We start from the raw sequence: 24,880 nt of genomic DNA on the forward strand, positions 1-24,880 counted from the left end.
CAAATGATAAATATTTATAGAGAAATGAGGTGTAAGGCATGAATTTGGATTTTACCCAAATCGTGCCTTATATTCCTTTTATGATAGAAGGAATATGGGTTACTTTGCAATTTGTAATAGTATCAATATTGGTCGGTTTCTTAATCGGAACCGTTTTAGCTTTGTTTAAAATTGGTAGCATTAAGCCGTTAAAGTGGTTTGCAGATGCGTATACATCTATCTTTCGCGGGACACCACTGATTTTACAGTTGATGATTATCTACTTTGCTATACCACAATTGACTGCCTATGATATATCACCGTTTTTATCCGCAGTCATGGCTTTTGGCTTGAATTCCTCAGCCTATGTTTCAGAAATTATCCGCGCAGGTATTCAAGCGGTCGATCGTGGACAAACGGAAGCTGCACACGCCTTGGGTATTCCGTATCGACAGATGATGATTGATATTATTCTACCACAAGCACTAAAGAATATTTTGCCAGCGTTAATGAATGAATTTATTACGTTAACCAAAGAGTCAGCGATTGTTTCGACGATTGGTTATTTAGATTTAATGCGCCGTTCCCAAGTCGTAGGTGCTGAGTTATTTAGAAATTTTGAACCGTTATTATTTGTAGGTGTGCTATACTGGTCAATGGTTATGATTTTAACTTTAATTGGAAGATGGGTAGAACGGAGGTTGAATGTTGGTGATTAAGGTACAGAAATTATCGAAGATGTTTGGAGATAATCAAGTTTTAAAAGATATCTCAGTTGAAATAAAAGCGGGAGAAGTGGTCTCGATTATTGGCCCTTCTGGTTCGGGTAAGTCGACTTTTTTACGTTGTATTAATTTATTAGAAAAACCGACAGAAGGTAAGATTTTTGTAGCTGGACAAGACCTAACAGCGCCAAAAACAAATGTGACTAAAGCCCGTGAAAAAATCGGTATGGTTTTTCAACATTTTCATCTTTTTCCTCATTTAACTGTTTTAGATAATTTAACATATGCCCCAATCAAAGTGAAGCAATTAAAAAAAGCTGATGCCGAAGATAAAGGCAGAAAATTACTAGAACGTGTTGGGTTAGCAGATAAAGAAAAAGCTTATCCAAATAGTTTATCTGGTGGTCAGAAGCAACGTGTTGCGATAGCTCGTGCGCTAGCTATGGAACCAGACTTAATGTTATTTGATGAGCCAACATCTGCCCTTGATCCTGAGATGGTTAAAGAGGTGCTTGATGTTATGAAAGATCTTGCACATACGGGCATGACGATGTTAGTTGTCACACATGAAATGGGGTTTGCCCGGGAAGTTGCCGATCAAGTTCTGTTCTTAGATGAAGGAAGATTAATTGAGACTGGTGAACCCAATGCTTTTTTTGATAAGCCAACATCTGAACGCGCACAAGATTTTCTTGCAAAAATCCTTTAATCTAAAAAAGTTTCGCGGAAAAATAAAAGAGTAATACCTTTTAATAATAATGAATGAATTAGCGAGGTTTACTTACTGTCATGACCTCGCTTTATCACAGATCAGCGTCCGTAAGATGTCCCAATCAAAATAGAGAGTAGAGCTCATCTATTAAGTAGGGACCTCACGGACGCTATTGTCGTGATGCACTCAACTGCGAAAAACGAAAACGCCGAGTGATTGGAAGTGCGTTTTATTGTATAATGTCTAAAATAGCTTTTTCATTGACCATAAAAGTGGTTAACTATATAATGACAGTATCCATATATATTGATATAGCAACATGAGAAGAAAGGAGCTTTCTATGAATCCTGCCCAGTTTGAGCAATTGCCGCCTTTTATTAAGCAAGAGATGGATGCGATATCAGCTAAGATACGTCCTTTAATGAAAAAGGTGTCTACTTATTATATGTTCGGCTTTCCATTAATGCTGATTGGCTTATTAAGTATGGGAATGTACTTATTCGACAATAGTTTAAATGTGGAGACGATGATGATTCCAAGTATTTATGCTCTAATCGCTGCAGCTGGTGTAGCGCTCTTTAAAGAATCACGATTTCTTAAAAAACAAATTCACCAAGTAGGTAAAAACTACATGGTTGAACGTATTCATAAAAGTGAGATAATGGAAGAAGAAGAAAAAAAGCAATATATTAAGACGGTAAAAAAGCAGGTTAAAATGGATCTTCAACCATTTTTTAAATTTTTGACAGAAGAGAATAAAAGAAAGCATATTGATTATTTTCGATAAAAGCTAGAGAGCAATGCACCATTGCCCCTAGCTTTTTCTTTCGGGCTAAAACGGCTATGCTTCATAGAGTTGATTGTCACAGCTAACCGACTGGTTGAAGGTTATGGGCTTTTCATGTCCAATTATTTAATTAGATCTAAGCTGGCGAGCATGTAGCTCTGATAATAACAATGCAATAAATCTCTGATCAAGTTGAAGGTCAAGTGCTGCATAATAAGCTTCAAGCAACAAGTCATCTGATAGTTGTTTCATGTTATCGCCACCTTTTTTAGAAATTTCAAAAAATTTAGATTGTACAAAAGATACTGTTGTGAAATATTAAAAAATCATTTATTATAATTGATAGTATTAATATATTGGTCGGTCGACTCTTTGAGGTGAAATTATGGAACTGTTGAGAAATGCATTACAATCACCATTTGATAATTTATTAGGTATCTTTATTTATTTATTATTAATTATTATATTAACAATTACCGCCATCACGATTTTGTTGTACTTGATACCTAACCGCTTTTCTAGACCATTAAAAAATGGAATTGTTGGCTCAGTCACTTTTTTGGTTATGATTTTGTGGCTATACATCGTTGTCATGCGTCAATTAAATTAATATTTATATAACATATTTTTCCCAAATGAATAGTTATTAAACCTTTGGTTATTTCCACAGCGTGCAAATTTGAAATTAGTAGCTAAAGGTAGCTCTTCATTTTTTTTTGTCAAATTCGGTTAAGATAAAAGAGGGGAAGATTATTTCAAAATTCAAGAAAAAGTCGTTATCATTGACCTCATATAAATGAAGTTGTTATAATTATCTTGAATTCGAATTAAAAAGAGGTGAAGTAAACCGAATGAAGCATATATTTCGTAAAGGAAATCCAAACAAACCTACTCTTTTATTATTACATGGAACGGGCGGTTCAGAAGAGGACCTTATCCCTATCGCTGAAATGATTGATTCTGATGCCAACATACTGAGTTTAAGAGGAAATATATCAGAGAATGGGATGCCGAGATTTTTCAAACGCTTGGCAGAGGGTGTGTTTGACGAAGAAGATTTAATTAAACAAACAGAGCATTTGTATGATTACCTATCGGAAGCAAGCGAAACGTATAAGTTTGATCGGGATAACGTGATTGCCATTGGTTATTCGAACGGAGCAAATATAGCAGGTAGTTTATTATTTCATTATACACACGCCTTAAAAGCTGCTATCCTGCACCATCCAATGGTTCCGAGAAGAGGAATAACATTGCCTCCACAGCCACAAGTACCTGTATTTATTGGTGCTGGTTTAAACGATCCGATTTGTCCTAAACAAGAATCACAAGATTTAGAACAGTTATTGAGGAGCCAAGGCGCTGAAGTGAATGTGCATTGGGAAGAGAATGGTCACCAATTAACACGAACTGAAATACTTGCAGCCAAACATTGGTATGAAGAGCGTTTTAAGTAAACCTAAGCGATTATCGCTTAGGTTTTTTTTACTATGCGCACGTATTTTCATGCGTTCGCATGAATAATAGAAATATCGCTCGAAAGGTGTATGCGTTCGCTCGAAAAATAGAAATATCGCACGAAAGGTGTGTGCGTTCGCATGAAAAATAAAATATCGCTCGAAAGGTGTATGCGTTCGCATGAAAAATAGAAATATCGCACGAAAGGTGTGTGCGTTCGCATGAAAAATAAAAATATCGCACGAAAGGTGTGTGCGTTCGCATGAAAAATAGAAATATCGCACGAAAGGTGTGTGCGTTCGCATGAAAAAGAGAAATATCGCTCGAAAGGTGTATGCGTTCGCATGAGAAATAAAATATCGTCTGAAAAGTCCCTGATTTTATACGAAAACTAAACATTGTACGTTAACCATGATAAATTTTTGAAAAATAGGTCTTTACAAACTTAAAAAAGCGGAGTATGATCTAACTGTACTAAATAAACTAATACGGTTAGTACAGGAGGAAGGGAGGTTACTATGTTTGAATTAGATCTGAGAAGTCGTGAACCCATTTATCAGCAACTTGTGAATAAATTTAAAACGTTAATCATTAATCAAGTATTAGCAACAGATGAACAGCTCCCTTCTGTACGTACATTAGCACAACAATTAACGATTAATCCAAATACGATTCAAAAAGCATATCGAGAGCTAGAAGTCCAAGGTTATATATATTCAATAAAAGGTAAAGGAAGCTTTGTCGCTCCAATTATCGAGCAAGAAAATCAAGCAACGTTAACAGCACTTAAAGAGGAATTGAAGAAGTTGTTAAGTGAAGCGATTTTTTTAGGGTTAACAAAACAAGAAATCATTAGCATAGTTGATCAAACTATTATGGAAGTAGAAGGGGGAGAAAATTAATGATCCACGTTCAAGAAATAGGTAAGACTTTTGGAAAAAAGCAGGTGTTGAAAGGCGTGAATTTAACGATTAATAAAGGATCAATTTATGGTTTATTAGGATCCAATGGCGCTGGGAAGACAACGCTGCTTAAAGTGTTATCAGGTATATTTAAACAAGATACAGGCTCAATTAATATAGATCAGACACCCGTTTTTGAACACGTGCCAATGAAACAACGGCTTATTTTCATTCCGGATCAGCCTTATTTTTTCTCACATTATACGGTAAAACAAATGGCGGAATTTTATGCTGAAATTTATCCAGAATGGAGTCAACAGCGCTTTTTACATTTACAGCAAATTTTAAATCTTGATATTAATGCGAAAGTTCATCAATTTTCAAAGGGGATGCAACGGCAGGTTTCCTTTTGGCTAGCTTTAAGCGCGATGCCTGATTATTTAATTTTAGATGAACCGTTTGATGGTCTGGATGCTGTTGTAAGGAAAAAAATAAAAAATCTAATGATAAATGATGTAGCTGAACGAGCAATGACAGTCATTGTCTCTTCACATAATTTACGAGAGGTAGAAGATATTTGTGACCATATTGGCATTTTACATCATGGCCAGTTCATTTTGGAGAAAGAATTAGATGATTTAAAATCCGATATCCATAAAATTCAAGTTGCCTTTAAACATGATATACCAGAAACGCTCTTCGATGCATTTACGGTGTTGCATCGTGAAGAGAGAGGTAGTGTTCATTTAATTATTGTAAAAGGTGATCAAGATCAAGTTGATCAGGTAATTGAGCAAGCAAATCCACTTGTTTATGATCGATTGCCACTAACACTTGAGGAAATATTTGTATATGAAATGGAGGGTGTGGGCTATGCGATCGAAAACATCTTGGTATAACCATGAAATGATGAAACAAAACTTTAGACAAGTGGGTTGGATTAGCTTAGTCTATTTTGTTTCAATCCTTCTAGCTGTTGTTTTAAATGTTCTTATGAAATTAGATGTCGAGGATAGTTACTTTGAGATTTATTACGACCAGCCTATTTTTCAATTTAGTGAAGTGATTCAAGTCTTACTGTTGTTTGCTGCTCCTGTATTTATGGCTATGTTTATTTTGCGATATTTACATCAAAAAGATGCAAGTGATTTTATCCATAGCTTGCCGATTACGCGTTCAAAATTGTTCTGGCAACAAGTTGGGTTCGGACTAGTCGCTTTATGGTTACCAATTGTACTTAATGGAATCTTACTTGGTATTATTTATAACTTTTTAGATGTCAGTCAATTTTTTACTATTAATCATTTGTTTTACTGGCTTAGTTTGACGATCATTCTACTTTCATTTGTGTTTAGCGTGAGTATAGTGATCGGTATGATAACAGGGATTTCAATTATTCAAGGCATTTTCACATATATTTTTCTATTTTTTCCAGTAGGTTTTACAACGCTTGTTATTTTTAACTTAAATTTCGGTATGATTGGTATTCCAGAGTCTTATTTTATCGATGACAGAATTGCTCACTTTTCCCCGATAACAGATCTAGGAAATTTGTTCATGTTTGATAAGGCGCCTACTTTTAAGTTAGTAGCTTATATTGCTTTAACAGTCATTTTACTACTATTTGCATTATTGTTATATAAAAAACGCCCTGTTGAAGCGGCGAGTCAAGCGATTGCTTTTAAAAAGTTAAAACCGATTTTTATTTACAGCTTTACTTTTTGTTTTACGTTAGTTGGCGGCTTTTATTTTGGTTATATTCAACAATCTTATCAATGGATTATTATAGGCTATATTATTTTTTCACTTATAGGCTATTTTATTAGTCAAGTGATTGTACAAAAATCATGGCGTGTATTTACCACGTGGCGTGAATATGGCTATTTTATGATTGGTTTCACTTGTCTGATAATGGTTATTCTGTTTGATTTAACGGGATTTGAGAGTCGCATTCCTAAAACCGAGAACATTGAATCGGTATATGTTATTGATGACATGTATGGTTTTGTTGAAAGAGAGCAACTTTATGGAGAAGCGCAAGGCTTTAACACACTAGATGATATTGAGGTCGTACAAAAGCTACATCAGGAACTCATCGATCAAGCTGGTCGAGGTCACTTTCTTCTTCATGATCATTCGGGCTTAACGCTCCGATATCAATTGAAGAATGGGAAAACATTTGTTAGAGAGTACTATATCACAGGAAATCAAGCTGATTACCCACTACTTTATAACTTAATGCAAACCGAAACCTATAAAAAATATTCAGAACCGATCTTTAGGATTGATGAAGCTAGTGCTTATCGGATTTCTTTCACAAATTATGACTACAAAGAACTTGTTATTAGTGAGCGTGAGCAAGTTGTGGAATTAATTAATCGTTATCGCGAAGATAGGTTGAATTTACCTAGTCAAGAAGGTGGATTCATGACGGATATGGAAATTCATCTTCCGAATCAAGAAAACATTTATTTAAATTTAACCCCTGAATACGAAGGTGTCATTTCATGGTTGGAGCAAGAAGGTTTGTATAATCAAGCAATGATAACAATTGATGATGTTGAAAAAGTCATTTTCGCTGAATTTACAGAGGATTACTATAATTATTCAGATCAAGAATTATTTGAACATGTTCTTCCTGAACAGGACAAAATGACGATTACCGACGATGATCAGCTTGAAGTTATTTTAAACTATTTATATGAGGAGTACGATGAAGCAGAATATATGGTGGCAATTTACTTAAAAGGATATACCTATCCTTATGTCTTTTTTAGTGAGTCGGAGACTGTGCCAAGCTTTGTATATGATTATTTCAATTAAAAAGGAGATGCTATAAGGGATGCATGCGGTATTAGATCAGCAAGTCATACCAGATTTTGATGAATACTTCCATTCACATTACAATGAGATGTATTATACTGCAAAAAGAGTAGTTCATCAGCATTTTAGTGCCGAAGATGTTGTTCAAGAAGCCTATATAAAAGCATACAATAATTATGCCCATCTTAGTGATTGTTCTAAACGACGCGCGTGGTTGCGAACCATTGTTATTCGAACAGCAATTGATTACCTGCGAAAAGAGAATAAATATGTGACGTTATCGATTGAACAGGAATTAGAGGTTGGCCATGATTATTGTTACACTGAGAATTGTGTTCAAAATCAATTTGATTTAAATTTAGAATTTGAAGAAATTAAACATGCTATGCAGCAATTACCACCTAATTTGCAAGCTGTTTTAGAACTAAAATTACGCTTTGATTATAAAGATGATGCCATTGCTGAGCGGTTAAACATCTCACATTCAGCAGTAAAGACACGTTTGCACCGTGCTAGAAAACAATTAAGGCAGGTCTATAATAAAGGAAATTAGCATTTTTTTCTGTCAATAGTGACTGAAATTTAGGGTAAGCTATTGATAGGGAGGTGATGGGTGATGAATCAAAGAAATATGATAATTCCAATTATTGCTTCTATTGGCGTAGGTGCTGCTACTTATTACAGTATGAGACGCAATGGAAATTTCCATCCTTTTCAACAAATGACCCAAATGTTAAAAAATCCAATGAAATCTAATTAATTGATAGAAGGAATAGCTTGGGACAAACCTAGCTAAAATGAAAAAAGGAATTCAGTCGATCTGAATTCCTTTTTCTTATACTAATAAATGAATGTCTTGGTGACTTACTTGACTTAGGGAGGGAGAATCATGCCGTGATTTTCACTTGATAGTTACTTTCGGCGGGATTGGCCTCAGCTAGGTAATAAAAGCTTACCAAAGTTTATGGCCAAATCTTCGGATCAAGAAAAGATATTAAATAACGAAGGCAATGGACATTCACTTTAACTGTCTGAAAATTCGGTTTTAATAAACATATCAATAGTGACAACCATTAAATTCTGTTATAATGGCGTAAGAACAAGATAAAAGTAGAGGAGTGTGGCTATTTTGACAAAGCAATTAACGGGATATGTGGGAACGTATACAAAATCAGAAAGTGAAGGGGTTTATAAATTTAAGTTAGATTTAGAACAATCCTTTATTACAGAAGTAAGTCCAGTCGCTAAACTCGATAACCCTACATATGTTACGGTTTCGCGTGATAACAAGTTCTTATATGCGGTATCAAAAGAAGGTGATAACGGTGGTGTAACCGCATTCTCGATCGATTCAGCAACACATGAACTGAAAAAGCTAAATAGCTTAGCACAAGCAGGGTCTCCGCCATGTCATGTAAGCGTAAAAAGTGATGGTTCAGTCGTTGTTACGGCAAACTATCATACAAAGCAAATTGTTTCTTACTTAACAAATGCTGATGGTTCTTTAAAAGAAGTCGCAGATATTGTAGAACACGATGGAAATGGACCACATGAACGCCAAGAAAAACCACATATGCATTATGCTGGTTTTAGCCCAGATGAAAAGTATGTTATTGCAATAGATTTAGGTAGTGATACCATTACAAGTTATGCAATTGATCAAGGTAAATTAACTAAACAACACGTTTTCAATGCGCCAGCAGGAAGCGGTCCACGACATATTGTCTTTGCACCAAACAGTCAGTATGCTTATGTCATGACTGAACTTTCCTCAGAAGTATTAACTTTAAGCTATAATGATCAAACAGGTGAGTTCAAGCAAGTCGATAAGATCAAAGCAATTCCTGATCACCATCAAACTGTTAATGATGGAAGTGCAATTCATATAAGTAATGATGGGAAATTTGTATATGTTGCGAATAGAGGGCACAATAGTATTGCTTTGTTCAAGGTAGAAACTGATCATACGCTTTCTTTGGTAGAATGGAAAGCTACAGAAGGTGACTGGCCTCGTGACTTTGTATTAACACCTGATAATCGCTATCTCGTCGCATCCAATCAGAAGTCTGGAACATTAACGTTGTTTAGTCGTGATCAACAAACAGGTAAATTGACGTTAGTCCAACCAGGAATGATTGCGCCAGAATCTGTTTGTGTTAAATTTTTAAATGATTAATACGAGCTTATAACCACGCTCGCTTAAATTAAAATAAACGTTTAAAATGGTTTTGACTTTTATTTGATAAAAGTCAAAACCATTTTTATTGTAAGTAGGCTCTCTTATTATGACAAAGTAGTGGGAATAAGAAATTAAAAATGCGTTGCTTATAAGCACAGCTAGACAGTCGTCAAAGGTTGGCTGAGCTTTTTATTCTATATAAATTACTTTTAAATAATCAAATTTGTTGCGCAACCGTTTTCTTTTTTTACTAGTAATTGGCTTAAATATTTAGTAAAATATAATTTAGGGAGGTATAGAACGAATACCTATTGCTTCAACTTCATCTGTGATCACGCATAACCCTATAAAATTACGCTAAGGAGGATTTTTAATGGATTCACGAGTGGCTTATTTTTGTATGGAGTATGGTTTGGATGTAAAAATGAAGACGTACGCAGGTGGATTAGGGATTTTAGCTGGTGATTACTTAAAGGGTGCTAAGGACCATAGTTATCCAATGGTAGGTATCGGTATCAAGTGGAAACAAGGATATACTGATCAACGCATAGACGAAGAAGGACATCCTTATGATGCTTATCATAACTATGGGTATGATTTTCTAGAGGATACAGGTATAAAAGTAAGCGTTACCATAAGAAAACAACCGATTGCATGTAAGGTGTGGAAGGTTGATAAATTTGGAAATGTCCCTTTATATCTTTTAGATACTGACTTACCAGAAAATCCTGAAACTTGGATCACGGGTCAACTTTATGGTTGGTTTGGTGAGGAGCGTATTGCCCAAGAGATGGTTTTAGGTATTGGTGGTATTCGTGCATTGCGTGCACTTGGTCACGACATTGATGTATATCACTTTAATGAAGGTCATGCCCTTTTTGCTGGTTTTGAACTAATGAGGGAAAAGATCGAGACTGGTACGTCTTTTAATGAAGCCTGGGCTCAAACCCGTAAAGAAATTGTTTTTACAACACATACCCCTGTTGTTGAAGGAAATGAGTCTCACCCAATAGAACGTCTTCTGTACATGGGTGCTGCTAATGGATTAACGGTTGAACAATTAGTTCAAATTGGTGGTGCGCCATTTAATATGACGGTTGGAGCACTGCGACTATCACGAAAGTCAAATGCAGTGGCTGAGCTCCATGGTGAGACGGCAAATAAAATGTGGTCACATGTTGAAGGGCGATCAGACATAATTGCCATTACAAATTGTATTCATAAACCAACATGGGTTGATGATAATATGATTCAAGTAGCTGAAGCAGATGGTGATCTTTGGCAGGCGCACTTGACTAATAAAATTGCATTAATTGACTTCGTTGAACAACGCAATGGTGTTCGACTAAAAGAAGATAAAATGATTATCGGCTTTTCTCGTCGGGCCGCACCTTATAAACGGAGTGACTTTATTTTTTCTGATCAAGCAATTATTGGTCCATTGTTAGCATCTGGACAAGTGCAAATTATTTTTTCAGGCAAAGCACATCCCTTAGATGATACGGGAAAAGAAATTGTCACTTCACTGGTGGAGATGTCAAAGAAATATCCTGAATCAGTTGTGTTTTTAGAGAATTATGATATGACGATAGGTGCAGCTTTGACCCGTGGATCTGATATTTGGTTGAATAATCCACGTCGCCCTAAAGAAGCAAGTGGGACATCTGGTATGAAGGCAGCAATGAATGGTGTACTCAACTTAAGTACGCTAGATGGCTGGTGGCCAGAAGCCTGTGAGCATGGGGTAAATGGCTGGCAATTTGGAGATGGTTTTGAAAGTGATAATGAAGCTGAATTAGATGCGCATGATTTAGAAGCCCTTTATCGGGTATTGCAGGAAGAAGTGCTCCCCACATTTTATCAAAATAAAGATAAGTGGGTGCAAATGATGAAAGCAAGTATTTCCAGTACTAAAGACCGCTACGCAGTCAAGCGAATGCTTGAAGATTATTATAATAAGTTATATAACAATTAAAAAATGTCTAGTACAAGGGATTAAATCATTATGCTTAAGCGTCAAGAGTAAATTAAGGTAGGTTGTAAAAAGAGAGAAGTCGCAAAGTTTAGGTGAGTGAAGTAGTAATGGTGCGTTGAAAGTCCACCGAATGGAATGTTAGACATCGTTATCCGTTAAGGTAGTCTAAGTCTAACATTCCGAAAGTGGATTTTCAGATCGATATAACTCTAAAAAGAAGAGTGAACGTTCATTAGTAAATCTACAAAATTTGTGACAAGAACAGTTTAGTCCGTTCATGTTTGGGATTATCAAATAATTTTTCAGGTGTCCCTGTTTCGATAATTTCTCCCCCGTCAAAAAGGACGATGCGATCAGCTACTTCTCTGGCAAATCCCATTTCATGTGTTACACAGAGCATCGTCATTCCTGATCTAGCTAGTTCTTTCATAACATCCAACACTTCTTTAATCATTTCTGGATCAAGAGCTGAGGTAGGTTCATCAAATAGCATGATCTCAGGTTGCATCGCTAGTGCTCTAGCAATGGCGACCCGTTGTTGTTGCCCACCTGATAATTGTCCTGGATATTTGTCAGCTTGCTCTGGAATCCCAACACGCTCTAATAGTTCACGCGCTAGCTTTTCGGCTTCAGCTTTTGGTTTCTTCTTGACCCAAATTGGACCAAGCGTGATGTTTTTTAAAATCGTCATATGTGGAAATAGGTTGAATTGCTGAAAGACCATGCCGGTCTCTTTCCTAATTGCTTCAATATCCTTTAAATCATGAGACAAGTTAACCCCGTCAATTTCAATATGTCCTTTCTGGATGGGTTCTAATCCATTTATTGTCCGAATGAATGTTGATTTACCAGAACCAGATGGACCTAAAATGACAAGCACTTCACCCTTGTTTATCGTAAGATTCACGTCTTTTAATACATGCATATCACCAAACCATTTATTTACACCTTCACACTTAATAATCGTTTCATTTGTCTTTGGCAAAGGTCCCACCTCAATGTTTCTTTGTGTTTGTACCATATCGTTAATAAGCCTCCTTAATAGTTTTAAAGCCAATTTGTGTAGTTAACGTTCTCCAACGCCTAATGATTTTTCAATACGACGACTCGAATAGGACATAGAATAAGCGATAACCCAGTAAACAAAAGCAATAAACACGTAAACTTCCATATGCCTTCCTAAAAATTCAGGATTTGATTTTACAGATTGAGCAATCCCTAATAAATCAACAAGTCCAACGATGGCTACAAGAGACGTATCTTTAAACATTGATATACTTTGCCCAACAATGGTTGGTATAATTGCTCGTAACGCCTGCGGTAAAATAACAAATGCGGTAGTCTGAACAGGGTTTAACCCGATCGTTTTAGCAGCTTCGTATTGTCCGTTTGGTATAGATTGCAATCCACCACGTACATTTTCAGCCATATAAGCTGCTGTGAAGAAAGTTGCTCCTAACATGACCCGCAACAAGTTGTCAATCGTTAACCCTGTTGGTAAAAAGAGTGGAAACAATATTTGCGCCATAAATAAGATTGTAATTAGCGGTATACCACGAATTAATTCAATATAACCTATACAAAAATATTTTATGACAGATAACTTACTTGTTCGTCCTAATGCTAAAAGAACCCCAATAGGGAAGGATAGAATGATGGCTACTGCCGCTAACATTAATGTGAGCATGAGACCATTCCATACGTTTGTGCGAATCACTGGTAATATACCAAATCCATGAATGAAAAATAATATGATAGGTATACTGATGACCCAGCCTACTATGTTAAAGCGCTTGGCATAAGGGATTTTTGAGCCAATAAAATAGCTAATAACCAGCATTACTAATTGTGCTGTTAACCATATTTTAGATGTGTTTTCTGTAAATGGGGCGATAATATGAACCAAATAGATGGTTGATAAAATATAGCACAAGCGTAGCATTGTACCTTTAAATGTACCAGCTGAGATGCCAAACATAAAGGTCATCATGGTTAAAGCCGACCAAATTCGCCATAATGCCAATATAGGGTATTGGCCAACCATAAATAATTTATAGTTATCACCGATTACCGCCCACTGTGCTTCTGTAAAAACCCAAGTTAATGTCGCGTAACTAATATAAACTAATAAGCTACCAGCTAATAGAGTTAACAACATATTATACCAATTATTAAACAAATTTTTGCGTATCCATACCCACATTGAAAATGATTGGGAAGGGGGGGCGATCATTTGCTTTGCCTCAACTAATTTTAAATCGACACTCATGACCATCACCTCTCAACCAATTGTGTTTTTTTGTTAAAAATATTCATGAACAACGATGTGATTAAACTAAGTGTTAAATACACCACAATCATGATCAAAATAATTTCTATCGCATGACCGGATTGATTCAATGATGTGTTACCGACACCAACTAATTCTTGATAACCTACAGCTATGGCTAAGCTAGAGTTTTTTGTTAAGTTCAGATATTGACTAGTTATAGGTGGAATAATGATGCGCACAGCCTGTGGTAATATAACTAACCGCATCATAGTTGAACTTTTTAAACCAATAGCCTGTGCTGCCTCTGTTTGACCTTTATTTACGGATTGGATACCAGCACGAACGATTTCAGCAATATAAGTAGCGGTATAAATGACAAGACCTGCTAATATAGCTAGAAATTCTGCAGATAGGCGCAGACCACCACTGAAGTTAAAATTTCCTAATTCAGGCCGTGAAATATGAACGGGTCCTGATTGTGTCACTAGCCATGCGAGAATAAAACTAATAATTAATGTTGTTATTGCCCATAATGTCGGAAATCGCTTAGTTCCGAGCTTGAGTTGCTTGTTTAGTTGGTATTTCCAGACGATAACTGCACTGACCAGGCCGATAATTGAGATGATAACCCAGATGAAGGTGTGACTATTTGCTGTAAACCAAGGAATAGCAATACCACGATTATTAAAATAAAAATCACCCATTGAATAGCTATCTTGGACTTGCGGAAGAGGAAGAATAACCGCAAAATACCAAATGAAAATTTGCACTAGTAAAGGCGTGTTCCGGAAAACTTCGATATACAGACCAGATAGCTTTCGAACGAGCCAATTATTTGACAATCGAGCGATACCAACGGAGACACCGAGAACCGTTGTTAAAATAATACCAATGACAGCAATTCTTAATGTATTTAGTACACCAACAATCATTGCTCTAGCATAGGTATCTGTTGGCTGATAGTCAATTAGTGATTCGGCAATATTAAATGAAGCCGTCCTGCGTAAAAATTGAAAGCCGAAGTTAATACCGAGACGGTTTAAACCATTTATTGCATTGCTGATCAAGTAGCCGAAAAACAATACCACCAAAATAGCAAAACCAATTTGAAATAAAACAGGTAAAATGCGATTATCACGCCAAAACGGTGTTGAAACCTTAGATTCTCTCATAGCTAGACACCTCAATTTAGTTTATTAATGTAAAGAACCTGCTTAAAAGACACGCAGGTTCTTCTAATTCACAATTTTTTTAACGGAATGGAGGTGAATAAAGAATACCACCATCTGTGTACAAATCATTTAAACCTCGATCCAAATTAAAGATAGTATCAGGGCCTAAGTTGCGGTCATAAATTTCTTGATAATTACCTACATGTTCGATGACACGAACAGCAAATGCATCATCGATGCCTAGCATTTGTCCCAATTCGCCTTCTTGACCCATGAAACGGCGTACAACAGGATCTTCACTATCAAAGAAATCTTCGTAATTTTCAGAGGTAATGCCTAGTTCTTCAGCCTCAATGGTAGCAAGTGTTACCCATTTGACAATATCAAACCATTGATCATCACCATGTCTAACAGCAGGGCCGAGTGGTTCTTTAGATAAATTTTCTTCAAGGATAACATGCTGATCAGGATTGGCTAAAGTTGCTTGTCGCGATACAAGCCCAGATTTATCTGTTGTCCACGCATCAATATTTCCAGACTCATAAGCTTCTACGACAGCATCACTATCATCGAATAGTACTTGTTCATAAGTAATGCCATACTTTCTAAACTGATCGGCTAGGTTCGATTCCGTTGTTGTTCCAGTTTCAACACCGATTCGAGCACCTTCAAGTTCTTCCAATGATGTTATACCACTATCACTTCTAACCATGAGACCTTGACCATCATAAAACGTTGTTGGTGTAAAGTTAGTACCTAAAGCAACATCACGATCTAAAGTCCAAGTTGTATTTCGAATGAGTACATCAACTTCACCTGTTTGTAATGCAGTAAATCGTTCTTGTGCCGATAATGGTCTCACTTCAATGGCTTCGGGGTCATCGAAGATAGCTGCCGCCAATGTTTTACCAAAATCAACATCAAAACCTTCATATTCACCATCAGAATTTAAGTAACCAAATCCAGGTAGTTGATTATTTCCGCCAACAATGACGTAGCCACGATCAAGTATGGTTGCTAATGTATCCCCTTCCTCGGTGTCTGGTGCTGAGTCAGCATCATCAACACCTGTTTCTGGATCAGCACTTACAGTGTCCTCGTCTGCACAGCCAACTAAAAAGATACCTCCTAGTAAGGTTAACCATAGTAAAAATGTTAAAATGTGTTTAAAATTTCTCATCCCTTAATGCCTCCTTAAATAATTCATTATAATACCTAACATTGATTGTAAAGTAGTTAGGATTGTTGATGTATAAAATTGTAAGATTACTTAACGAACTTTTTCTGAAAATTCTGTTTATTGAAGTGGCGTGTAAAGAACTACTTGAATGAATCATTCAGAGGAGAGCGATATTGGCTATCTCAGGGGCTATATAGTTGTTCAGAGAAATAACAAAACCACCAGTCTCCGTGAGGGACACTGTAAAGTTAGCTTAGTTACGTTAACTTTTGCGTCCAATACAGCAACTGGTGGTTTGGATTATTGTTATTTGTTTAGATTAAATAATTGCTAGTCGAAGTTTTCTTTAAAATTGTTTAATAGACAAGGTGTTCTTTTTCGAATGCAGCAATCTTATCGTCATATGTCAGTGTTACGGATATTTCGTCCCAGCCATTCAATAACATTTGTCTTGGATAATCTGCAATCTCAAACGAAGCCTCAAAACCAACATTGTCATAAACTTTTTTCGTTTCAAGGTCAACAGTTAAGTGATACTGATCAGCTTCAGCGTTTTTGATCAGTTGTTGTGTTTCTGCTTCTTTTAATACCACGGGTAAGATACCATTTTTCGTGCAATTGTTAAAGAAGATGTCAGCGAAACTAGGTGCAATAATAATTTTAAAACCGAAATCTTCTAATGCCCAAGGTGCATGTTCCCGAGATGATCCACAACCAAAGTTTTCACCACCAACTAGAATTGAAGCATTTTGATACTTGGGGTGATTGAGTGAGAAATCAGGTCTTGGGCGATCTTTATCATCATAACGCCAATTATAGAAGAGATATTGACCAAATCCTTGTCGAGAAATACGTTTTAGAAATTGCTTTGGGATAATTTGATCAGTATCCACATTTGCTCGATTTAAGGGGTATACAAGTCCTTTGTGTTGTTTAAGTGCATCCATATAGCAACTCCTCCTTCATTTATAGTTCAAATGTTCTCACATCAACAAAATGTCCTGCAATAGCAGCAGCCGTTGCCATTTCTGGACTCACCAAGTGTGTTCTAGCATCTGTTCCTTGTCTACCTTCGAAATTTCGATTAGATGTTGAAGCACAACGTTCACCAGCAGGAACAATATCACCATTCATTGCCAAACACATACTGCAACCTGGTTCTCTCCACTCAAAACCCGCTTCAATAAATAGTTTATCAAGTCCTTTTTCTTCGGCTTTTTGTTTGACTGTTTGAGAGCCAGGCACAACAATCGCATGAACACCTTTATTGACTTTTCGCCCTTTAATCACACTTGCTGCCTGTTCTAAATCTTGAAGCCTTGAATTTGTACATGACCCAATAAAGACATGTTCGATAGGCACAGAAGTGATTGGGGTATTTGGCTCTAATCCCATGTATTCGAGAGCATGTTTGATTTCATTGCGCTGATTGTCATCTTGTGCTTGATCCGGATGTGGGATAACGCCATTAACAGATAGGCATTGGCTAGGATTCGTTCCCCAAGTTACTTGCGGTTCCACTTCTGATGCATCGAGTGTTACCGTTCGATCATAGCTAGCACCGTCATCTGTAGCTAATGCTAACCAATCTGTCTTTGCTTGTTCAAACAGCTCACCATCAGGCGTATGTTCGCGTCCAACTAAGAAATCAATCGTCGTTTGGTCTGGGCTTACTAAACCTGCCCGAGCACCTGCTTCAATTGACATATTACAAATCGTCATCCGACCCTCCATCGAAAGGTTTCTGACAGCTTCACCAGTATATTCAATAACATAGCCTGTTCCGAAATTAACCCCGTACTTAGCAATTAGAGCTAGGACCAAGTCTTTTGCGGTCACACCTAATCCTAAATTTCCGTCTATTTTAACGTTAAGGGTCTTCGGTTTGGCTTGCCAAATCGTTTGGGTTGCTAGCACGTGTTCCACTTCACTTGTTCCGATACCAAAGGCAAGCGCACCAAATGCCCCATGTGTGGAGGTGTGACTGTCGCCACAAACGATTGTTTTACCGGGTTGAGTTAACCCTAGTTCAGGACCAATAACGTGGACAATTCCTTGGTGTTTATGTCCCATGCCAGCAAGTGGAACCCCAAATTCATCACAGTTATGTTTAAGTGTGTCCATTTGTAGTTTAGATATCTCATCTTTAATGACATTTGTATGCGTTGTTGGGACATTGTGATCCATTGTAGCGAATGTTCGCTTGGGTTGCCTTACTTTGCGACCTTTAAGACGTAAACCTTCAAACGCCTGAGGTGATGTGACTTCATGGACTAAATGTAAGTCGATATAAAGAAGAGCAGGTTTACCTGCTTCTTCAAAGACAACATTTTTATCCCAAATTTTTTCGATAATCGTTTTTGGTTTCGTCATTTTATTCACTCCTTAAATGGTTAATTCTTTGATGATCGCTTCTGTCATCTCTGAAGTCGATACTTTAATGCCATGATCAACATGTAAATCAGCCGTATGAAGCCCTTTATTAATGCAAGTTTCTACCGCTTTCTCGATGGCTTTAGCTTCAACATTCATTGCAAATGAATAACGGAGCATCATTGCAGTTGATAAAATCATAGCAATAGGGTTAGCAATCCCGAGACCTGCAATATCAGGTGCAGAGCCGTGTGCGGGTTCATAAAGACCAACGCCGTTCTCAGCTAAGCTAGCAGAAGGTAACATGCCAAGTGACCCTGTTAAAACAGACGCTTCATCGCTTAAAATATCACCAAACATATTTTCAGTGACGATAACATCAAATCGACTCGGTTCTGTGATCAGTTTCATTGCAGCAGCATCAACTAAAAGATGTTCAACCTCGACATCTGGAAAGTGCACTTTCTCAGCTTCAACTATTTCACGCCATAGTTTACTAGATTCTAATACATTAGCTTTATCAACAGATGTCAACTTTTTTCGGCGTAATTGTGCGCTCTCAAAGCCCTTTTTAATAATACGTTTCATCTCATGGAGCGTATAGTGAAGAGTGTCAACGACAGATTGGTCATTGTCTCGCCGTTCACTTGGTTGACCGAAGTATAACCCGCTGGTTAGTTCTCTAACGATCAATACGTCACTACCTTTAATGATATCTTCTTTTAAAGGTGAAGCAGATAATAAGGTTTCAAATCCTTTCACAGGTCTTAGATTAGCGTAAAGATCGAGGGATTTGCGAATTTTAAGTAACCCACGTTCTGGTCTAAGTTCAGAGGGGTTATTATCCCATTTTGGACCGCCTACTGCCCCTAAAAGGACGGCATCAGCCTGTTCAGCTGCTTGAATAGTTTGATCGGGTAATGGCATATTAACTTCGTCAATGGCAGCACCTCCGATTAGCTGTGTGTTGAAATGGAATTGGTGTTTATAACGTTGGGCAATTGCTTCAAGTACAGCTACTGCACTATCCATAATTTCAGGGCCGATGCCATCTCCTGGTAGTAAGACTATTTTCTTTTCCATTAACAACCCTCCTTTTATCTCACTCTTTATTTATAAAAACGCGATTAACAGCATTTAAAAAGGCGGTGGCAGCTGCCTCGAGCACATCTTGTGCTGTTCCACGCCCACTAACAGCGTGTTGATTAACATTCATGCTTACATGAACTTCAGCTAACGCATCCTTGCCCTTCCCAATTGAGCTTAGTGTGAAATCCGTTAATTGAATTGATTCTTCAATTAGTGATTCAATCGTATTGTATAAAGCTTCAACGCTACCTGACCCTGTTTTAGCATCATCTACTTCCTCACCAGTAGGGGTTATTAAGGCAACCGTAGCTGTAGGGGAGAGGTTAGAGTCATAGTGAACTTGAAAAGATTTTAATTGGTATTGTTTACGATTTGTAACATCCGTTTGAATATCCATTAAAATGACAAACAAATCATCGTCGGTTACTTCTTTTTTTCGATCTGTCAATTGTTTGAAAGATTGAAATGCTTCTGATAATTTGTCATCTGATAAGTGAAAGCCGAGTTGAGTAATTTTATCTTTAAAGGCGTGACGACCTGAGTGTTTACCTAAAACAAGATTGTTCGACTGAACACCGACTAGCTCTGGTGTAATAATTTCATAAGTTTGAGCGTTTTTAAGCACGCCATCTTGATGAATACCAGATTCATGGGCAAATGCATTGCGTCCAACAATAGCTTTATTCCCAGGAACGACCATACCTGTAAACTTACTTATCAAATCACTTGTCCGTTTAATCTCATTTAGAACAAGTTGTGTAGTAAAAGGGTAGAAGTCTTTTCGGATTTCTAATGCAACAGCTAATTCTTCTAAAGCTGCGTTACCTGCACGTTCACCTATTCCATTAATCGTCCCTTCAACTTGGGTCGCGCCATTTTGGATACCTGCAATAGAGTTAGCAAGTGCCATTCCTAAATCATCATGACAATGGGTTGATAAATCAACGCGATCAATATTTGATACGTGCGCTTTAATATATTTAAACATTTCACCATATTCTTTAGGTGTTGTGTAGCCTACAGTATCAGGTAAGTTGATGACAGTAGCACCAGCATCAATGACTTTTTCAATAATGGTAACGAGATAATCGAGATCAGAACGTGATGCATCTTCTGCTGACCATTCTACATCTGCACATTTTGTCTTAGCATATTGAACCATACTTACAGCAATATCAATCACTTCTTCAGGTGTTTTCTTTAGTTTATCTTTCATATGAATAGGGGAGGTAGCAATAAAAACGTGAATTCTAGGTTTCGCTGCATCTTTAATGGCCTCCCAAGCACGATCTATGTCCTTTTTATTTGCTCTTGCTAGTGCAGTTACAGTTGATTTTGTAATGGTTTGTGCAATTTTTTCTACAGCGTCAAAATCACCTTGTGAAGAAGCAGGAAAACCTGCTTCCATCACATCAACCCCTAAGCGTTCGAGTTGTTTGGCGATCTCTAGTTTCTCAAGTTGATTTAAGTTGACACCAGGTGATTGCTCCCCATCACGAAGGGTAGTATCAAAGATTTTAATTTTCGTCATCAGAGATCACTTCCTTCTTAGCATTTGCTCTTTGTTTAACGAAAGGCATTAAATCACGAAGTTCTCTCCCCACTTTCTCAATTAAATGGTTATTCTCAGCATGATTAATCGCATTAAATTGTGGTCGATTTGCTTGATTTTCAAGAATCCACTCTTTTGCAAATTTACCTGTTTGGATATCTGTTAACACGTCTTTCATACGAGCTTTTGTTTCTTGATTGACAACCCGAGGACCAGAAACAAAATCTCCCCATTGAGCAGTGTCAGAGATTGAGTAACGCATGCCTTCTAGACCACCTTCATACATAAGATCAACAATGAGTTTAAGCTCATGTAAGCACTCAAAATAGGCAACTTCAGGTTGATATCCTGCTTCCGTTAATGTTTCAAAACCGGCTTTGACAAGGCTTGTGGCCCCACCACATAGTACGGCTTGCTCCCCAAAAAGATCTGTTTCTGTTTCTTCTTGGAAAGTGGTTTCTAAAATACCAGCACGACCTGCACCGATTCCTTTTGCGTAAGCTAACGCAATATCTTTAGCTTTACCGGTATAATCCTGATAGATACCATATAATGCTGGTACACCTGCGCCATCTTCAAAAGTACGTCGTACAAGGTGGCCGGGTCCTTTTGGTGCAACCAAAAATACATCAACATCTTCTGGCGGAGTAATTTGACTAAAGTGAACGTTGAACCCGTGTGCAAATACTAAAGCATTTCCAGGTGATAAATGTTCTTTAATATGTTCTTGATAGATTTGTGGTTGATACTCATCCGGTAAAAGGATCATAATGACATCAGCTGCTTTAGAAGCTTCTGCTACTGTTTTGACTTCGATACCATCTTCAACCGCTTTATCCCATGATTTACCTTTTCTTAAACCAACGACAACATCAAATCCGCTTTCTTTTAAGTTAAGCGCATGTGCATGACCTTGTGAGCCATAACCAATAATTGCGATTTTCTTTCCTTTTAGTCCATCCTCTTGAATATCTTTGTTATACACGACTTTTGCCATAAATAATCATTCCTCTCAATATTGTAATATTTATCGTAAAATGTTTAATACATATTACTTCGGTTTAGTTGTTTTTAATGAAGTAGTGAAAAAGGTGCTTGGTCTTGACTTGCCTGTGGTTGTTGACCACGTAAGAATGCTGTTACACCAGTTCTTGCAATATCTTTAATACCATAAGGTCTAAGTAAATCGATTAATGCTTCTACTTTCTCAGATTTACCTGTGACTTGAATCGATAGGGTATCTTTACTTACATCAATAACGGTTGCTCGAAAAGGGTCGATAATACCTTGGATTTCTGAACGCAATTGTGCGTTGCTGGTAATCTTAATGAGTGCAAGTTCACGCGCGACAATCGCTTTATCTGTAATGTCCGAAACTTTCAAAACATCGATTTGTTTATTGAGTTGTTTCGTCACTTGTTCGAGTTTTTGGTAATCTTCTACATCGACTACAAAGGTAATACGAGATATTCCTTCTTGTTCTGTTCGACCAACAGAGATACTCTCAATATTAAACTGTCTTTTTTGTAATAACCCGGTAATCCGATTCAATACACCACTTCGGTTACTTACTTTTGCTGTTATAATTCGTTTCATGGTTTCACTCCTATCATTTCATGAAGTCCTTTACCTGGTGCAATCATTGGGTAAACATTCTCTTGTTGAAGAACCCGTGCATCAATTAAGACTGGACCATCATGCTTGATTAGGTCTGGTAATTGCTTTTGAAAGTCTTCAGGGCTCTCAATTTTTACACCTTTAATTTCATATGCCTCAGCAAGTTTAACGAAATCGGGTTGAATGCTAAAGATGGATTCAGAATAACGCTCAGAATAGAATTTTTCTTGCCACTGACGAACCATTCCTAAAGCTGCGTTATTAACGATAATTACTTTTACCGGTAAATCGCGTTCTTGTAAAATAGAAAGTTCCTGCAAAGTCATCTGAAAACCGCCGTCACCAACAATTGAAATGACTAAATCATCTGGTGCTGCAAGTTGTGCCCCAATGGCGGCAGGAAAGCCAAATCCCATTGTTCCAAGCCCACCTGAGGTCACCCAACGGTTTGGTTTATTAAATTTGTAATACTGTGCTGACCACATTTGATGTTGCCCAACATCAGTCGTGACAATAGCTTCACCATTCGTTTCTTTATATACTTCCTCAATAACCCATTGACCAATCATATGATCTTCAGGTTTTTTATACCATAAAGGATACGTTTGTTTATTTGCTAATGCATGGTCACGCCATTGGCTAAAGTCTGATGTCTCAGTGATTTGCTTTTTCATTTCATTTAAAGCTAACTTAGCATCACCGACTACTGGAATATGTGTGTTAACATTCTTACCAATCTCGGCTGGGTCAATATCAATGTGTGCTACAATAGCCGAAGGGGCAAAGTGCTCTAAATTACCTGTTAAGCGATCGTCAAAGCGAGCGCCGATATTAATTAGCATATCTGTTTCATAAAGCGCCATGTTGGCAGCGTAAGTACCATGCATGCCCGCCATGCCTAACCATAATTCATGTTCACCTGGGAATGTCCCAAGACCTAGCAATGTGTTGATGACTGGAATTTGATGTGTTTCCGCAAATTCGATAAGCTCTGATGAGGCTTGAGCAAATTGAACACCAGCACCAGCTAATATAACAGGTTTAGTTGAAGTTAATAATGCTTCTTTCAATTTTTTAACCTGGATTGGGTTAGGTTTTATCGTTGGTTGATATCCCGGCAAGTTAAATGATTGATCATAATGATCGGCACAAGGATTTGCAGCAATATCTTTAGGTATATCAATGAGTACAGGACCTGGTCGGCCTGTTGTAGCAATATGAAAGGCTTCCTTAACAATTCTCGGTAAATCACTTATTCGCCTTACTTGATAATTATGCTTCGTTATTGGGGTTGTAATGCCAATAATATCTGCTTCTTGAAACGCATCTGTTCCAATTACTGTTTGGTTTACTTGCCCCGTGAAGACAACAAGGGGTAGGGAGTCAATCATTGCATCAGCTATACCTGTAACAAGGTTTGTTGCGCCTGGTCCGGAGGTAGCAATGACAACACCTGGTTTGCCTGATACACGCGCGTACCCCTCGGCTGCATGAATTGACCCTTGCTCATGGCGAGCTAAGACTTGATTAAAATGGTGCTTTTTCTTATATAATGCATCGAAAATAGGTAACACTGCACCACCGGGATACCCAAATAATGTTTTTACATCTGCTTCTAAAAGTGATTCGATTAATAGATCTGCTCCTGTCTTTGGTGCATGTGTAATCGTTTTTTGGTGTTCCTCTTTTGATTTAACCATGATAATCCCTCCTGATTGATAATTAACTTGCTTTGTGTAGACGGTGTTAAAAGCTTTATAATAGGCAGCTGTTTTTTAATGTACACTTTTTTTATAGTAAAAAAAGATCAATTCTCTCCAAATAACCTGCAGTAATTGCAGTATTACAAGGGAGAAAAGATCTTTACTTTTCACGGTACCACCCTGATTCATTACATTCTTACAAATGCAATCTCAATAGCCACATCAATTGGCTTATTTTGATAACGGGTCATTGATAGTTGATATGAAGACCCGGTTAAATCTAAAAGGGGAGACCCCGTTCAATTTAACAACTCCAAGACGATGTCGGAATAAAATGTATTTCCGGGCTTCCAGCAACCCCGGCTCTCTGAGAATACATCTT

At 37.3% G+C, this 24,880-nt stretch carries 24 protein-coding genes; 12 read left to right on the plus strand and 12 right to left on the minus strand.

Annotation, left to right across the window (positions count from 1 at the left end; translation table 11 throughout):
* The first annotated feature begins 38 nt into the window (after positions 1–38).
* The 3 genes from B494_RS0107095 to B494_RS0107105 all read left to right on the plus strand — a co-directional run bounded on the left by B494_RS0107095 (position 39) and on the right by B494_RS0107105 (position 2,203).
* Complete coding sequence (locus tag B494_RS0107095) at positions 39–698, plus strand: amino acid ABC transporter permease (RefSeq protein ID WP_017471692.1); 660 nt, start codon at positions 39–41, stop codon at positions 696–698.
* The gene (locus B494_RS0107100; protein WP_026065176.1) at positions 691–1,413 is read left to right on the plus strand and encodes an amino acid ABC transporter ATP-binding protein; all 723 of its coding nucleotides are present in this window, start codon (positions 691–693) and stop codon (positions 1,411–1,413) included. Before B494_RS0107095 ends, B494_RS0107100 begins: the two co-directional genes overlap by 8 nt.
* A 343-nt stretch (positions 1,414–1,756) precedes the next feature.
* On the plus strand, positions 1,757–2,203 hold the full coding sequence (locus tag B494_RS0107105) for a DUF5392 family protein (RefSeq protein ID WP_017471694.1): 447 nt from the start codon (positions 1,757–1,759) through the stop codon (positions 2,201–2,203).
* A gap of 126 nt (positions 2,204–2,329) precedes the next feature.
* On the opposite strand, the gene sda is transcribed toward B494_RS0107105, so the two are convergent.
* Entirely contained in the window at positions 2,330–2,455 is a 126-nt protein-coding gene (gene sda, locus B494_RS0107110) for a sporulation histidine kinase inhibitor Sda (protein ID WP_017471695.1), read from the minus strand.
* Positions 2,456–2,588: 133 nt separating this feature from the next.
* On the opposite strand from sda, the gene B494_RS0107115 reads away from it, so the two are divergent.
* The 9 genes from B494_RS0107115 (at position 2,589) to glgP (ending at position 11,540) form a co-directional block, all read left to right on the plus strand.
* Positions 2,589–2,813 carry a hypothetical protein gene (locus B494_RS0107115; protein ID WP_017471696.1) on the plus strand — a complete coding sequence of 75 codons (225 nt, stop codon included), beginning with the start codon at positions 2,589–2,591 and terminating at the stop codon, positions 2,811–2,813.
* Positions 2,814–3,054: 241 nt separating this feature from the next.
* A complete protein-coding gene (locus tag B494_RS0107120; protein ID WP_017471697.1) occupies positions 3,055–3,660 on the plus strand; it encodes an alpha/beta hydrolase in 606 nt (201 codons plus the stop codon).
* 519 nt (positions 3,661–4,179) lie between these two features.
* Complete coding sequence (locus tag B494_RS0107125) at positions 4,180–4,563, plus strand: GntR family transcriptional regulator (protein WP_017471698.1); 384 nt, start codon at positions 4,180–4,182, stop codon at positions 4,561–4,563.
* The gene (locus B494_RS0107130; RefSeq protein ID WP_017471699.1) at positions 4,563–5,462 is read left to right on the plus strand and encodes an ABC transporter ATP-binding protein; all 900 of its coding nucleotides are present in this window, start codon (positions 4,563–4,565) and stop codon (positions 5,460–5,462) included. Before B494_RS0107125 ends, B494_RS0107130 begins: the two co-directional genes overlap by 1 nt.
* Positions 5,437–7,386 (plus strand): DUF6449 domain-containing protein, encoded by a 1,950-nt coding sequence (locus B494_RS0107135; RefSeq protein ID WP_017471700.1) that lies wholly within the window; start codon positions 5,437–5,439, stop codon positions 7,384–7,386. The genes B494_RS0107130 and B494_RS0107135 overlap by 26 nt, the downstream gene beginning before the upstream one ends.
* A gap of 19 nt (positions 7,387–7,405) precedes the next feature.
* On the plus strand, positions 7,406–7,939 hold the full coding sequence (locus B494_RS0107140; RefSeq protein WP_017471701.1) for an RNA polymerase sigma factor: 534 nt from the start codon (positions 7,406–7,408) through the stop codon (positions 7,937–7,939).
* 63 nt (positions 7,940–8,002) lie between these two features.
* Complete coding sequence (locus B494_RS20985) at positions 8,003–8,146, plus strand: hypothetical protein (RefSeq protein WP_017471702.1); 144 nt, start codon at positions 8,003–8,005, stop codon at positions 8,144–8,146.
* A 369-nt stretch (positions 8,147–8,515) separates the two neighbouring features.
* Positions 8,516–9,562, plus strand: a complete 1,047-nt coding sequence (locus B494_RS0107150; RefSeq protein WP_017471703.1) for a lactonase family protein — start codon at positions 8,516–8,518, stop codon at positions 9,560–9,562.
* A gap of 376 nt (positions 9,563–9,938) precedes the next feature.
* The gene (gene glgP / locus B494_RS0107155) at positions 9,939–11,540 is read left to right on the plus strand and encodes an alpha-glucan family phosphorylase (protein ID WP_017471704.1); all 1,602 of its coding nucleotides are present in this window, start codon (positions 9,939–9,941) and stop codon (positions 11,538–11,540) included.
* Between the two features lie 241 nt (positions 11,541–11,781).
* Here the strand turns inward: glgP and B494_RS0107160 are convergent, their stop codons facing one another.
* The 11 genes from B494_RS0107160 to ilvB all read right to left on the minus strand — a co-directional run bounded on the left by B494_RS0107160 (position 11,782) and on the right by ilvB (position 24,495).
* Complete coding sequence (locus tag B494_RS0107160; protein WP_017471705.1) at positions 11,782–12,561, minus strand: amino acid ABC transporter ATP-binding protein; 780 nt, start codon at positions 12,559–12,561, stop codon at positions 11,782–11,784.
* 45 nt (positions 12,562–12,606) lie between these two features.
* Positions 12,607–13,809 (minus strand): amino acid ABC transporter permease, encoded by a 1,203-nt coding sequence (locus tag B494_RS0107165; RefSeq protein ID WP_017471706.1) that lies wholly within the window; start codon positions 13,807–13,809, stop codon positions 12,607–12,609.
* Between the two features lie 5 nt (positions 13,810–13,814).
* Complete coding sequence (locus tag B494_RS0107170; RefSeq protein ID WP_017471707.1) at positions 13,815–14,984, minus strand: amino acid ABC transporter permease; 1,170 nt, start codon at positions 14,982–14,984, stop codon at positions 13,815–13,817.
* Between the two features lie 79 nt (positions 14,985–15,063).
* The gene (locus B494_RS0107175; RefSeq protein ID WP_017471708.1) at positions 15,064–16,164 is read right to left on the minus strand and encodes an amino acid ABC transporter substrate-binding protein; all 1,101 of its coding nucleotides are present in this window, start codon (positions 16,162–16,164) and stop codon (positions 15,064–15,066) included.
* A 356-nt stretch (positions 16,165–16,520) separates the two neighbouring features.
* Positions 16,521–17,111 carry a 3-isopropylmalate dehydratase small subunit gene (gene leuD, locus B494_RS0107180; RefSeq protein ID WP_017471709.1) on the minus strand — a complete coding sequence of 197 codons (591 nt, stop codon included), beginning with the start codon at positions 17,109–17,111 and terminating at the stop codon, positions 16,521–16,523.
* Between the two features lie 19 nt (positions 17,112–17,130).
* A complete protein-coding gene (leuC, locus tag B494_RS0107185) occupies positions 17,131–18,537 on the minus strand; it encodes a 3-isopropylmalate dehydratase large subunit (protein WP_017471710.1) in 1,407 nt (468 codons plus the stop codon).
* Positions 18,538–18,549: 12 nt separating this feature from the next.
* Entirely contained in the window at positions 18,550–19,620 is a 1,071-nt protein-coding gene (gene leuB / locus B494_RS0107190) for a 3-isopropylmalate dehydrogenase (protein ID WP_017471711.1), read from the minus strand.
* A gap of 19 nt (positions 19,621–19,639) precedes the next feature.
* Positions 19,640–21,157 carry a 2-isopropylmalate synthase gene (locus B494_RS0107195; RefSeq protein ID WP_017471712.1) on the minus strand — a complete coding sequence of 506 codons (1,518 nt, stop codon included), beginning with the start codon at positions 21,155–21,157 and terminating at the stop codon, positions 19,640–19,642.
* Positions 21,144–22,175, minus strand: coding sequence for a ketol-acid reductoisomerase (ilvC, locus tag B494_RS0107200; protein WP_017471713.1), 1,032 nt, complete (start codon positions 22,173–22,175; stop codon positions 21,144–21,146). Before ilvC ends, B494_RS0107195 begins: the two co-directional genes overlap by 14 nt.
* Before the next feature lie 74 nt (positions 22,176–22,249).
* Positions 22,250–22,774, minus strand: a complete 525-nt coding sequence (ilvN, locus tag B494_RS0107205) for an acetolactate synthase small subunit (protein WP_017471714.1) — start codon at positions 22,772–22,774, stop codon at positions 22,250–22,252.
* Complete coding sequence (gene ilvB, locus B494_RS0107210; RefSeq protein ID WP_017471715.1) at positions 22,771–24,495, minus strand: acetolactate synthase large subunit; 1,725 nt, start codon at positions 24,493–24,495, stop codon at positions 22,771–22,773. The genes ilvN and ilvB overlap by 4 nt, the downstream gene beginning before the upstream one ends.
* Between the last annotated feature and the right edge of the window lie 385 nt (positions 24,496–24,880).

It is taken from the genome of Amphibacillus jilinensis Y1 (assembly GCF_000306965.1).
Lineage (GTDB): Bacteria > Bacillota > Bacilli > Bacillales > Amphibacillaceae > Amphibacillus_C > Amphibacillus_C jilinensis.